This window comes from Stenotrophomonas pictorum JCM 9942, from assembly GCF_001431585.1.
Lineage (GTDB): Bacteria > Pseudomonadota > Gammaproteobacteria > Xanthomonadales > Xanthomonadaceae > Stenotrophomonas > Stenotrophomonas pictorum.
In genome coordinates this window covers 55,719-67,538 of record NZ_LLXS01000005.1, presented here as the reverse complement: position 1 = coordinate 67,538, position 11,820 = coordinate 55,719, and the positions used below count along the sequence as shown (strand labels likewise).

10 protein-coding genes are annotated in these 11,820 nt (G+C 66.9%); 5 read left to right on the top strand and 5 right to left on the bottom strand.

Going from position 1 to position 11,820, the window contains the following annotated elements:
- The first annotated feature begins 65 nt into the window (after nt 1-65).
- The 3 genes from ARC78_RS01530 (at nt 66) to ARC78_RS01520 (ending at nt 2,889) form a co-directional block, all read left to right on the top strand.
- Nucleotides 66-728, top strand: a complete 663-nt coding sequence (locus tag ARC78_RS01530) for a TetR/AcrR family transcriptional regulator (protein ID WP_054657425.1) — start codon at nt 66-68, stop codon at nt 726-728.
- Between the two features lie 135 nt (nt 729-863).
- Nucleotides 864-1,511 (top strand): protein-L-isoaspartate O-methyltransferase family protein, encoded by a 648-nt coding sequence (locus tag ARC78_RS01525; RefSeq protein WP_054657423.1) that lies wholly within the window; start codon nt 864-866, stop codon nt 1,509-1,511.
- 19 nt (nt 1,512-1,530) lie between these two features.
- Nucleotides 1,531-2,889, top strand: coding sequence for a TolC family outer membrane protein (locus ARC78_RS01520; RefSeq protein WP_054657421.1), 1,359 nt, complete (start codon nt 1,531-1,533; stop codon nt 2,887-2,889).
- Between the two features lie 78 nt (nt 2,890-2,967).
- On the opposite strand, the gene waaA is transcribed toward ARC78_RS01520, so the two are convergent.
- Nucleotides 2,968-4,263, bottom strand: coding sequence for a lipid IV(A) 3-deoxy-D-manno-octulosonic acid transferase (gene waaA, locus ARC78_RS01515; protein ID WP_057505586.1), 1,296 nt, complete (start codon nt 4,261-4,263; stop codon nt 2,968-2,970).
- 75 nt (nt 4,264-4,338) lie between these two features.
- Here waaA and ARC78_RS01510 point away from each other — a divergent pair, with 75 nt between their 5' ends.
- On the top strand, nt 4,339-5,259 hold the full coding sequence (locus tag ARC78_RS01510; RefSeq protein WP_054660620.1) for an LpxL/LpxP family Kdo(2)-lipid IV(A) lauroyl/palmitoleoyl acyltransferase: 921 nt from the start codon (nt 4,339-4,341) through the stop codon (nt 5,257-5,259).
- A gap of 24 nt (nt 5,260-5,283) precedes the next feature.
- Here ARC78_RS01510 and ARC78_RS01505 read toward each other — a convergent pair whose 3' ends face one another.
- From ARC78_RS01505 to ARC78_RS01490, 4 genes are all read right to left on the bottom strand, one after another.
- Nucleotides 5,284-6,621: an O-antigen ligase family protein gene (locus ARC78_RS01505; RefSeq protein WP_057505585.1), complete on the bottom strand. Its 1,338-nt coding sequence runs from the start codon at nt 6,619-6,621 to the stop codon at nt 5,284-5,286.
- Nucleotides 6,602-7,714, bottom strand: a complete 1,113-nt coding sequence (locus ARC78_RS01500) for a glycosyltransferase (protein WP_054659757.1) — start codon at nt 7,712-7,714, stop codon at nt 6,602-6,604. The genes ARC78_RS01505 and ARC78_RS01500 overlap by 20 nt, the downstream gene beginning before the upstream one ends.
- Nucleotides 7,715-7,722: 8 nt before the next feature.
- Nucleotides 7,723-7,920: a zinc-finger domain-containing protein gene (locus ARC78_RS01495; protein WP_054659759.1), complete on the bottom strand. Its 198-nt coding sequence runs from the start codon at nt 7,918-7,920 to the stop codon at nt 7,723-7,725.
- A gap of 112 nt (nt 7,921-8,032) precedes the next feature.
- The gene (locus ARC78_RS01490; protein WP_054659761.1) at nt 8,033-10,327 is read right to left on the bottom strand and encodes an NADP-dependent malic enzyme; all 2,295 of its coding nucleotides are present in this window, start codon (nt 10,325-10,327) and stop codon (nt 8,033-8,035) included.
- Nucleotides 10,328-10,593: 266 nt separating this feature from the next.
- On the opposite strand from ARC78_RS01490, the gene ARC78_RS01485 reads away from it, so the two are divergent.
- The gene (locus ARC78_RS01485; protein ID WP_199398883.1) at nt 10,594-11,805 is read left to right on the top strand and encodes an amino acid deaminase; all 1,212 of its coding nucleotides are present in this window, start codon (nt 10,594-10,596) and stop codon (nt 11,803-11,805) included.
- Nucleotides 11,806-11,820: the final 15 nt, after the last annotated feature.

Genomic DNA, 11,820 nt, shown 5'->3' with positions numbered 1-11,820 from the left:
TCACCGCCATTACTGAACGACACGGTATAGTATAAATATCGAACCAGCTGGTCTAGTATTAAACGATGTCTTCCTCCTCGTCCGCCAACGCTCCCGAGAAGCCCGTTGCACGTGGCGCCGGCCCCGGTCGTCCCAAGGACCTGGGCAAGCGCGCGGCGATCCTCGATGCGGCCAAGGAACTGTTCATCGAACAGGGCTTCAACGGCATCAGCATGGACGGCATCGCTGCCGCGGCAGGCGTTTCCAAGCTCACCGTGTACAGCCATTTCGGTGACAAGGAGACCTTGTTCACCGAAGCGATCCAGGCCAAGTGCGTGGAGATGATGCCCGACGAGCTGTTTGTGACCGATAACGAAGGCCCGTTGCGCGACCAGCTGCTGGGGATCGGCGATGCGTTTTTCACGCTGATCAGCAGCGACGCGGCCATCGCCACCCAGCGCATGATGATGACCCCGGACACCGACGACCGCATCCGCCAGATGTTCTGGCAGGCCGGCCCGGCGCGGACCGAAGCGGCGCTGGCCGACTTCCTGGGCGCCCGCGTGGCCCGCCAGGAACTGGTCATCGATGACCTGGCACTGGCCGCCCGCCAGTTCTTCTGCCTGATCAAGGGCGAAGTGCATACCCATATGATGTGCGGCCTGTGCTCGGCACCGGCGGTACCCGATGCCCGCGCGCATATCGCCGCCTGCGTCGATTTCTTCCTGCGCGCCTATGCGCCGCGCTGACAACCTGAACGAACCGGAGGTCCCGATGACTTCCGGCACTGCGGACCGCACAGGGTGGCAGCGATGCTTGCCCCGCACCGTCCACTCCTAACCGGTAAAATGGCCGGCCCACTGCGCCGGAATGATGAGCTTCCCATGACGATCGATTACTCCCACGCCCGCGAAATGATGGTTGAACAGCAGATACGTCCCTGGGACGTGCTGGACACCCGCGTGCTGGACGTTCTGGCGCGGCTGCCGCGCGAGGCCTTTGTCGCCGAGGCCAACCGCGCGTTGGCCTACGCCGATATCGAGCTGCCGCTCGGCCACGGCCAGAAGATGATGAAGCCGGTCATCGAAGGTCGCATGCTGCAGGCACTGGCGCTGCAGCCGGGCGAGGAAGTGCTGGAAATCGGCACCGGCAGCGGCTTCATCAGCGCCTGTCTGGGCGATCTGGCCCGCGAAGTGCTGAGCCTGGAAATCCATCCGGAACTGGCCGAAACCGCGCGTCAGCGCCTGGACGCGGCCAAGCTCGGCAACAACGTGCGCATCGAGGTTGCCGATGCCCTGAACTGGCAGACCGAGCGCCACTTCGACGCCATCTGCATCACCGCCGCGGTAGAAACCATCCCGACCCAGCTGCTGAAGCTGCTGCGCCCGGGCGGCCGCATGTTCGTCATCCAGGGCAAATCCCCGGTGATGGAGGCGGTGCTGGTCAAGGCCGACGGCAGCATCGAATCGCTGTTTGAAACCGATATCGACTATCTGCTGGGCGCCGCTCCAGCCCCGCAATTCCAACTCTGAAACGTCCAAGGAAGCCGCAATGATTCGCCGATCCCTCGCCCTTGCGCTGGCCGTCGCCCTCACCCCGCTGACCTCCCATGCCGCCGACCTGTTGCAGGTCTACGAAATGGCCCGCAACGGCGACCCGCAGCTGTCCTCCGCCGAGTCCAACCGGCTGTATACCAAGGAGGGCCAGGTGCAGGCGCGCGCGGCACTGCTGCCACAGATCAACGGCGAGGCCTCGCTGAACCGCTCACGGGTGGAACTTGACGGCGTCAGCGGCTCGAGCACCAGCAAGAGCCGCGATTACCGCGTCTCCGGCAGCCAGACCCTGTTCAACTGGAGCCAGTTCGCCACCCTGCGGGCGCAGCGCGACATCAGCAAGGCGGCCGACTTCACCCTGGACTCGGCCAATGACGATCTGATCGTGCGTTCGGCCACGACCTACTTCAACGTGCTGGTGGCGATCGAATCGCTGACCGCCGCGCAGACCAACGAGGCGGCGGCCAAGAAGCAGTTCGACTACGCCGACAAGCGCCTGGAAGTGGGCCTGGCCCCGATCACCGATGTCCACGAAGCCCGCGCCCAGTACGACCAGGCCCGCGCCAACACCATCCTGGCCCGCAATGCGCTGGAAGACGCCTATCAGGCGCTGACCGAGCTGACCGGCCAGCCGGTCCGCGGCCTGCGCGGCCTGCCGGAGGACTTCCGCCCGGAACTGCCGGCCAACCGCAGCAATGTCGACCAGCTGGTGGCCGAAGCCGTGGCGCAGAACCCGGCCCTTAAGGCCCAGGAACTGCAGGTCAGCGCGGCCGAATCCAACGTCTCGGCTGCACGCGGCAACCACTATCCGACCCTGTCGCTGGGCGGTGCCTGGGGCAAGAACGCCAGCTGGGGCGACAGCATCGGCGGCTCCTCGCGTACGCCGGACAGCACCAGCAACTCGATCGGCCTGACCCTGAGCGTGCCGATCTTCGCCGGCGGCGCCACCCAGTCGCGCGTGCGCCAGGCACTGGCCCAGCGTGACATCACCCAGGATGCGTACGAGCAGCAGAAGCGCGCACTGGACCGCAACACCCGCAACGCCTGGCAGACGGTCGTGGCCGGGATCAGCGAGGTTGAAGCACGCCGCCTGGCCGTGGTCTCGGCGCAGAGTGCCTATGACGCCTCGCAGGTCGGCCTGGAGGTTGGCACCCGCACCGTGCTGGACGTGGTGCAGAACCAGCGCACCCTGTTCCAGGCACAGCTGGACTATGCACAGGCTCGCTACAGCTTCCTGCTCAGCCGTCTGCAGCTGAGCCAGGCCGTCGGCGCGGTGGACGTGGCCGAGGTGCAGGAAATCAACCGCCTGCTCACCCAGGATGCCGAGGCCAAGCTGCAGCCGGAAAGCGTGCAGTAACCGCCCACGCCAATCCGATGGAACGCAAAAGGCGGGCTTCGGCCCGCCTTTTGCATGGGTGCGGCGGTTCGGAAAATCTCAGGCCTGTGCCGGCAGCGCCGGGCCAATCAGCGCCAGGGTCTGTTCCAGCGCCCCGCGACCGTTGGCAACCAGGGCCCGCCCCGCCTGGACCATGCGCTCACGCGCCACGGTGTCGTCCAGCAGGTGCTCGATCGCCTGCGCCACCGCGTTTCCATCCGCACAGATCCGCACCGCCCCGGCCTCGGACATGCGCTTCGAAATCTCGGCGAAGTTGTGCAGATGTGGCCCGGTCACCGCCGCGGTTCCCATCGCCGCCGGCTCCAGCAGGTTGTGCCCACCAATGGGCTGCAGGCTGCCACCGACAAAGGCCACCGTCGCGCAGGCATAGAACGCCATCAGCTCGCCCAGGGTGTCGATCACGAATACCCCGGTGCCGGCCGGCGGCCACTGCTGGGCACTGCGCGTGGCGACCTGCCAGCCCTGCTCGCGCGCCAGCGCCTCGACCCGGGCGAACCGCTCCGGATGGCGCGGCGCCCACAAGAGCAGCGCCTGCGGATGCCGTGCCAGCAGACGCGTGTGGATGTCGACCACCGCCTGCTCTTCCCCTTCATGGGTGCTGGCGGCGATCCACACCGGTCGATCTGCCGGTACATGGCGGCCGAACGCCGCCCGCACCGCCGACGGATCCGGCGGATGGATATCGAATTTCAGGTTGCCCAGCGCGCGCACCTGCTGCGGCATTGCCCCCAGCGCGATGAAACGCCCGGCATCGTCCTGCGATTGTGCCGCCACGCAGGTCACCGTGCGCAATGCACGCCCCACCAGCGGCCGCAGCAGGCGATAGCCCTTCAGCGAGCGCGCCGACAGGCGCGCGTTGAGGATGTACACGGGAATGCCGCGATCACGGCAGCCGAACAGCAGATTCGGCCACAGCTCGGTTTCCAGGATCAGCGCCAGACTCGGCCGGAAGTGCTCGAGAAAACGCCCGACACTGCCCGGCACGTCATACGGCAGATAGACGTGATCCACCGCATCGCCCCACAGCGCACGCACCCGCTGCGAACCGGTCGGGGTGATCGTGGTGATGATCCAGCGGATATCCGGACGTTGCTGCCGCAGCGCGTTGACCAGCGGCGCGGCGGCGTTCACCTCACCCACGGACACCGCATGCAGCCACACCCGCGGCTCGCTGCCACTTTCCGGATACGAGGCATAGCGCTCGTCCCAACGCTTGAAGTATTCGCGCACCCGGAACCCGCGCCACACCAGGTGGTACACCGTGATCGGCAACAACAGATACAACACGGCCGAATACAGACCGCGCAGCAATATTTCAACGGGATCCTTGCGCATGCGGGAAGGATACGGGAGCGGCCGCTGCAACGCATGGCAAAACCGGTTGGGTCATGCATCACTTAGAATCCTCCCATGTCCGATTCTCCCACCACCGCCACCCGCCCTTCGCTGGGCGATCCCCGGCATTGGCCGACCTTCGCCTGGCTGGGTATCGCCGCGCTGGCCGCGCGCCTGCCATGGACGCTGCAACGCGCACTGGGTCGAGGCATCGGCTGGCTGGCCCTGCACCTGGCCCGCAGCCGCCGCCGCGCGGCGGAAGTGAACCTTCAACTGTGCTTTCCCGAACAGGACCAGGCGTGGCGCCAGCGCCTGCTGCGCGACAGCTTCGATGCGCTGGGCGTGGGGGTTTTCGAGTTCGCCCGGGCCTGGTGGGGCAGCATCGAGGTCATCCGCCCGAAGGTGGAAATGGAAGGCCTGGAACATCTGCGCGCCCTGCAGGCCCAAGGCCGCGGCGTGCTGCTGGTGTCCGGGCACTTCATGACCTTGGAAATGTGCGGCCGGCTGCTGTGTGATCACGTGCCGCTGGCCGGCATGTACCGCAGGTACCGCAACCCGGTGATGGAGTGGGCGGTCAAAAGCGGGCGGCTGAAGTACGCCTGCGCGATGTTCGCCAACGAAGACATCCGCCCCACCGTGCGCCATCTGAAGAAGGGCGGAGTTCTCTGGTACGCGCCCGACCAGGACATGCGCGGCAAGGATTCGGTGTTCGTGCCGTTCTTCGGCATGCCTGCCTCCACCATCACCGCGACCCACCAGTTCGCGCGCATGACCGGCTGCGCGGTGGTGCCGTTCTTCCATCGCCGCGTCGGTGGCCGCTATGTGCTGAAGATCGCGCCTCCGTTGCCAGATTTCCCCACCGACGATCCGGTCGCCGACACCGCGCGGGTAAATGCCGCGATCGAGCAGATGGTGCGCGAGGCACCGGACCAGTACCTGTGGATCCACCGCCGCTTCAAGCGCCAGCCCGAAGGCCGCAGCCACTTCTACGACTGACACCCGCACCGCGGGCGTCACCACTCAGCGCGCGCCGCCCGGCTCTTCGGCCAGCAGCGCGCCGGCGTACAGGGCCGCCAGCAGCAGCGTCAGCCCACCCCAGAACGCCGAATAGAACGCCAGATGGGTGTTCAGCGGGAACACCGTCACCGCCAGCGCCAGTGCCGCCGGCCGCGCACGCTCCCGCGCGGCGGCACTGGCATAACGCCACGCACGCAGTGCCATCGCCGCCCCGGCCAGCCACAGCAGCAGGCCCACCACACCGGTTTCGGCAAGGATTTCCAGCACGATCTGATGCGCGTGCAGCGCCGGCCCCTGGCCCCAGGCCGCGGTCTGCGCAGGAGCCGGATCACACTCCGGCCAGGCATCGCGGAAGCCACGCGTGCCCACCCCGTTGACCGGATGTTCGCGCACCATGCACAGGGCTGCGCCCCAGATCTGGCTGCGCCCGGACAACGCCTCGTTCACGCTGGCACGGTCGCCACTGAGCGCCAGCGTGGTCCGCGCGATACGTTCACGCACCTGCGGTGAGCCGGCCCCCAGTGCGGCCACGCCCACCACGCCGGCCAGCAGCAGCAGCAGCAGCGCCATCCACTTGCCACCGAGCAGGCGCCAGCCCGAGAACAGCAGCACCAGGCCATAGGTGATCCACGACGCGCGCGAACCGGCCAGCACCACCACCGCGCCGATCAATACCGCCGCCAGCAGCCAGCCCCAGCGCCGCCAACGTGCGGCCACGGCAAACAGTGCGAACGGCGCCATGCTCGCCAGCACCTGACCGAACTTCAGGTTGCAGGGGCCGAACACGCCACTGAGCCGGTCTACTGCGGCGAGGTCTTCTGCACTGCACAGACCGCGGCCATTGATCAGCCACTTGAGCTGGTCCATTGACCAGAACAGTGGACTGGTTCCAAACAGCGCCTGCGCCAGTGCATCCAGCGTCCACAGTCCAACGATCACCGCCAGTCCGATGAATGTCGTCCGCCGCCGACCACTGGTGGCCACGGCAACGGCCACCAGCCACATGAAGGGCAGATAGCGCAGCCCGCCGGCCACCTTGCCCCAGGCCTTGGCCGGATCGGCCGCGTCCATCGCCGAGAACAGCTGCGGCAACCAGTAGGCCAGGAACAGCACGCCGGTCAGCGCCCACGCCGGCACGCTGAGCAAGGGCGCGATGCCACCCCTTGCCCGCAGCTGCAGCAGGCGCACCACCGTGAACAGCGCGCCCAGCACCAGCACCGCCTCGGCGATCCCCGGCGCCGGCCACAGCGCGACGAAAGCGATCACCCAGGCCGGCGCCCAGCGCCCCGGAAGACGCGCGGCGGGCGGCAGCGAAGCGGCATCAGCGAACGAGTTCACCATAGACATCCAAAGTGGCGCGCTGCATCGCCTGCAGCGTGAAAGGCATACGGGCGGGCAACGCCGGCGGATGCAGCAGCAGCGCGCGTGCCCGTTGCAGCAATGCGGCCTCGTCTGCCGGCACGACCGCTCCAGAAGGCTGCAGCTGTCCCAGCAGCTCCCCGGTACCGCCATGGTTCCAGCCCAGCACCGGACGCCCGACCGACAGCGCCTCCAGCACGGTGCGTCCGAACGCCTCCGGCTTGTCGGACAGCTGCAGCACCAGATCGCTGGCGGCGTAGGCCTGGGCGATACGGGACGTGGGCTCGCTGATCACCAGCGCCTCGGCAACGCCGAGCCTCTGCGCCGACTGCTCCAGCTCGCGCACATAGGCCTCGCGACCGGGTTCACGTGCACCGGGCATCCACAGCACCGCCGGCACACCCTCGCCACGCAACGCCGTCAGCAGCCGCAACGCGTAGGCATGCCCTTTCAACCGCGTGCCGCGACCGGGCAGCAGCAGCAGGGGGCCATCGCCAGCGAGGAGCGGATACTGCGCGGCGACCGCCAGCCGTGCGCGGCGATCACTACGGGCAACGCGCGGAAACTGCGCGACATCCACTCCCCGCGGTATCACCCGCAGCGCCGCCGAATCGGTGTGCGGATAGTTGGCCAGCAGGTAGTCGCGCACGGTCTGCGACACGCAGATCACACGCTCGCCACTGGCCATGATCGCGCTGTAGCGCCCGGGCGAATTGAGCCCGTGCATCGTCGTCACCCAGTGCGGACGCTGAGCGGCTGGCAACCCGCGCAACGCGTACCAGCCCAGCCACGCCGGCAGCCGCGAGCGCGCATGCACGATATCGGCCCCGGTTTCGACAAACAGCTGGCGCAGGCTGGCCACGTGCCGCAGCGTCAGCAGCGACTTGCGGCCGATCTCCAGAGTGAGATGCTCGGCACCGCTGTCCAGCAGCGGTTGCACCAGGCGTCCACCCGCCGACACCACGATGGCGCGGTGGCCGGCGGCGACCAGCGCCTGGGCAATCTCCAACGTCGAGCGCTCGACACCGCCGGAGTGCAGCGCCGGCAGCAACTGCACCACAGTCAGGCGGCGCATCGGCAGGATCAATCAGCCAGCACGAACACCGAGCCGCAGTACGGGCACGCGGCCTCGCCATTGGGCTCGTTCTCGATCGGCAGGTACACGCGCGGGTGCGAATTCCACAGCGCCATTTCCGGCGTCGGGCAGCTCAGCGGCAGGTCGGCGCGGTGCACGGTGTAACGCTTTTCGGCGTTGGCGGGCGCGTTGGCGGTATGGCTCATGGCTAGGCACGGAACTGGATTGCGAGAAGCCAATTCTAGCAGCGCCGGCCCCAGAAACACGAAAGGGACCGGGCAATGCCCGGTCCCTTTGGATAGGCGGTGAACCGCCCGGTCAGCCGTTGCCGCGCTCGGCTTCCATCTGCTTGCGGATCTGCGCATCCACCGCGGCGATCGCGGTCATGTTCAGCACCCGGCGCACGCTGGCGCTGCTGGTGAGGATATGCACCGGCTTGGAGATGCCCATCAGGATCGGCCCGATCGCAACGCCGTTGGTGAACACACGCACCAGGTTGTAGGCGATGTTGGCCGCTTCCAGGTTGGGCAGCACGAACAGGTTGGCGCGACCCTTGAGCGTGCTGTTGGGCAGCAGCTTCTCGCGCAGCGCCTCGTCCCACGCGGTATCGCCCTGCATCTCGCCATCCACGTTCAGACGCGGATTGCGCTTGAGCAGCGCCTCGCGCACCTGGCGCATCTTCAGCGCGTCCTTGGAATCGTGGCTGCCGAAGTTCGAATGCGACAGCAGCGCGATCTTCGGCTCGATGCCGAACAGCTTCATGCGGTAGGCCGCCTGCAGCGTGGACTCGACGATCTGCTCGACGGTCGGGTCTTCCTGCACATGCGTATCGACAAAGAAGAACACGCCCTGGTTGTTGATCACGCCGGTCATCGCCGAGGTCGAGCTGACCTTGGCTTCCAGCGGAATCACGCTGCGCACATAGCCCAGCTTCTTGTGGAAGCGGCCGACCAGGCCCGACAGCATCGCATCGGCTTCGCCGCGGGCGACCATCACCGCCGCGATCAGCGTCGGCCGCGAGCGCATCAGGTTCTTGGCCGCGGCCACGGTGACGCCCTTGCGGCCGGTCATCTCGTGGTAGTACTGCCAGTACTCGTTGAAGCGTGGATCATCGTTGATGTTGGTGATCTCGTAGTCCACGCCGGCCTGCATGCGCAGCCCCAGGCGCTCCACGCGCGATTCGATCACCTCCGGGCGGCCGATCAGGATCGGGAAAGCCACGCCCTCGTCAATCACGTTCTGCACCGCGCGCAGCACCACTTCCTCTTCGCCCTCGGCATAGGCCACGCGCTGCTTGTCGCAGCGGGCACGGTCATACACCGGCTTCATGAACAGGCTGGTGCGGTAGACGAACTGCGCCAGCTTGTCGCGGTAGGCGGCCATGTCGGCGATCGGGCGGGTTGCCACGCCCGAATCCATCGCCGCCTGGGCCACCGCGGCGGACAGTTCGACCAGCAGGCGACGGTCGAACGGACGCGGAATCAGGTAGTCGCGACCGAAACTGGGCGATTCGCCACCGTAGGCGGCGCCCAGATCCGAGGCCTCCTTGCGCGCCAGCGCGGCAATCGCGCGCACACAGGCGATCTTCATTTCCTCGTTGATCCCGGTCGCGCCGACATCAAGCGCGCCACGGAACAGATACGGGAAGCACAGCGCGTTGTTGATCTGGTTCGGATAGTCCGAACGGCCGGTACCCATGATCACGTCCGGACGCACCGACTTGGCGTCTTCGGGCAGGATTTCCGGGTACGGATTGGCCAGCGCGAAGATCACCGGATCACGCGCCATCGTCGCAACCATCTCCTTGGTCAGGATGCCGCCGGCGGACAGGCCGAGGAAGATATCGGCACCATCGACAATTTCGGCCAGCGTGCGCTTGTCGGTATCGCGGGCGTAGCGGGCCTTTTCCGGATCCAGATCGGTACGACCGGTGTGGATCACGCCGTCGCGGTCGAAGGCCAGGATGTTCTCCGGCTTCAGGCCCAGCTGCACCAGCATGTTCACGCAGGAGATGCCGGCCGCGCCCATGCCGGTGGTGGCCAGCTTGACCTCTTCGATCTTCTTGCCGGTGATCACCATGGCGTTGAGCACCGCCGCACCGACGATGATCGCGGTGCCGTGCTGGTCGTCATGGAATACCGGGATGTTCATCCGCTCGCGCAGCTTGCGCTCGATGACGAAGCACTCCGGCGCCTTGATGTCTTCCAGGTTGATGCCGCCGAAGGTGGGCTCCAGCGAGGCGATGATGTCGATGAGCTTGTCCGGATCGTTCTCGTCGACCTCGATATCGAACACGTCGATGCCGGCGAACTTCTGGAACAGCACGCCCTTGCCTTCCATCACCGGCTTGCTGGCCAGCGGACCGATATTGCCCAGACCCAGCACCGCGGTGCCATTGGAGATCACCGCCACCAGATTGCCGCGGGCGGTCAGTTCGCTCACCTGCGCAGGGTCGGCCACGATCGCTTCGCAGGCATGCGCCACGCCGGGCGAGTACGCCAGCGACAGGTCGCGCTGGGTCAACATGGGCTTGGTCGCCGCGACCCGGATCTTGCCCGGGGGCGAGATGCGGTGGTATTCGAGGGCGGCCTGCTTGAAATCTTCTTTGGACATCGACGGGACTTGCAGTGGCTGAACCGTCGATTCTAGCGACTCGGCGCCGACATTAGCGGTTTCCAGCAGGTCCCCATTCAGGACAAACGTCACCCTTCTCATATGCTGCCATGCAGCAATATGCGAAAATATTTTTCACTCGCGGCGATATCTGGTACATAGACAGCTCCCGCTTCAGTGGCCAGCGCTTGTCGCCCGGGTGTATCGCATTGGATAAAAAATTATTTCAGCACACGTCCGCCCCGCTGCGTGGCAAGGGCATCGGCGTGTCCGCCACGGCCCTGGGTATTGCAGACGCCAGCGCCCAGGGCTGGTCGATCCTGCATGAGGACGTCAGCCTGCCCGCCGCCGTCCTGAGGCATGAAGCGTTGCTGCACAACCTGGAATGGATGCGCCGCTTCACCGCCGCCTACGGCGTGCACCTGGCACCGCACGGCAAGACCACGATGAGCCCGGAACTGTTCCGGCTGCAGCTGCAAAGCGGCGCCTGGGGCATCACCGTAGCCACGGCGCCCCAGGCCCGCGAGGCGTGGCTGGCCGGCGCGCGGCGCATCCTGATGGCCAACCAGCTGGTGGGCAAGGCCAACATGGCCATCGTCGCCGAACTGCTGCGCGATGCCGGCACCGAATTGTTCTGCCTGGTGGATTCGCCGGACAACGTCGCTGCGCTGGGCGGGTACTTCCGGCCGCAGGCCTTGCGCGTTGGCGTGTTGCTGGAGATCGGCGCCGCCGGCGGCCGCACCGGTGTCCGCGATGCGGCGCAGGTCCACGCGGTGATCGCCGAACTCGCCCGCTGGCCGGACGCCGTGCAGCTGGCCGGCGTGGAAGTCTACGAAGGCGTGGCGCCGGATGAGGCCGGGGTGCGCGCGATCCTGCAGCACACCGTGACCACCTTCCAGCAGCTGCATCAGGCTGGCGCGCTGGCCCGGAGGCCGGCACTGGTTTCAGGCGCCGGTTCGGCCTGGTTCGACGTGGTCGCCGAGGAGTTTTCGGTACTGGCCGGCGATCCGGGCATCGAGGTGGTGCTGCGCCCGGGCTGCTACCTCACCCATGACGTGGGTATCTACCGCGACGCGGCCAAGCGCATCCATGCCAGCAACCCGGTGGCGCGCCAGATGGGCAGCAGCCTGCAACCGGCGCTGCAGTTGTGGGCCTACGTGCAATCCCGCCCGGAGCCGGGCAAGGCGATCATCGCCCTGGGCAAGCGCGATGCCGCCTTCGATGCCGGCTTCCCGGTACCGGCGCTGCACTACCGGCCGGGCACTGCGGCACCGGTTGCCGCAGCCGGGCACTGGAAGATCACCGCGATGATGGACCAGCACGCCTTCCTCGACGTCGGCGACCAGGACGACCTGCGCGTGGGCGACATGCTGTGCTTCGACATCTCACACCCGTGCCTGACCTTCGACAAGTGGCGCCATCTGCTGGTGGTGGATGACGCCTATACCGTCGTCGACGCCATTTCCACCCAGTTCTGATCCACGCACCCGGCC

Bases quoted from the DNA above. Each gene is read 5' to 3' on its own strand.
- ARC78_RS01530 (WP_054657425.1), top strand. From the start codon at position 66: ATGTCTTCCTCCTCGTCCGCCAACGCTCCCGAGAAGCCCGTTGCACGT.
- ARC78_RS01525 (WP_054657423.1), top strand. From the start codon at position 864: ATGACGATCGATTACTCCCACGCCCGCGAAATGATGGTTGAACAGCAG.
- ARC78_RS01520 (WP_054657421.1), top strand. From the start codon at position 1,531: ATGATTCGCCGATCCCTCGCCCTTGCGCTGGCCGTCGCCCTCACCCCG.
- waaA (WP_057505586.1), bottom strand. From the start codon at position 4,263: ATGCGCAAGGATCCCGTTGAAATATTGCTGCGCGGTCTGTATTCGGCC.
- ARC78_RS01510 (WP_054660620.1), top strand. From the start codon at position 4,339: ATGTCCGATTCTCCCACCACCGCCACCCGCCCTTCGCTGGGCGATCCC.
- ARC78_RS01505 (WP_057505585.1), bottom strand. From the start codon at position 6,621: ATGGTGAACTCGTTCGCTGATGCCGCTTCGCTGCCGCCCGCCGCGCGT.
- ARC78_RS01500 (WP_054659757.1), bottom strand. From the start codon at position 7,714: ATGCGCCGCCTGACTGTGGTGCAGTTGCTGCCGGCGCTGCACTCCGGC.
- ARC78_RS01495 (WP_054659759.1), bottom strand. From the start codon at position 7,920: ATGAGCCATACCGCCAACGCGCCCGCCAACGCCGAAAAGCGTTACACC.
- ARC78_RS01490 (WP_054659761.1), bottom strand. From the start codon at position 10,327: ATGTCCAAAGAAGATTTCAAGCAGGCCGCCCTCGAATACCACCGCATC.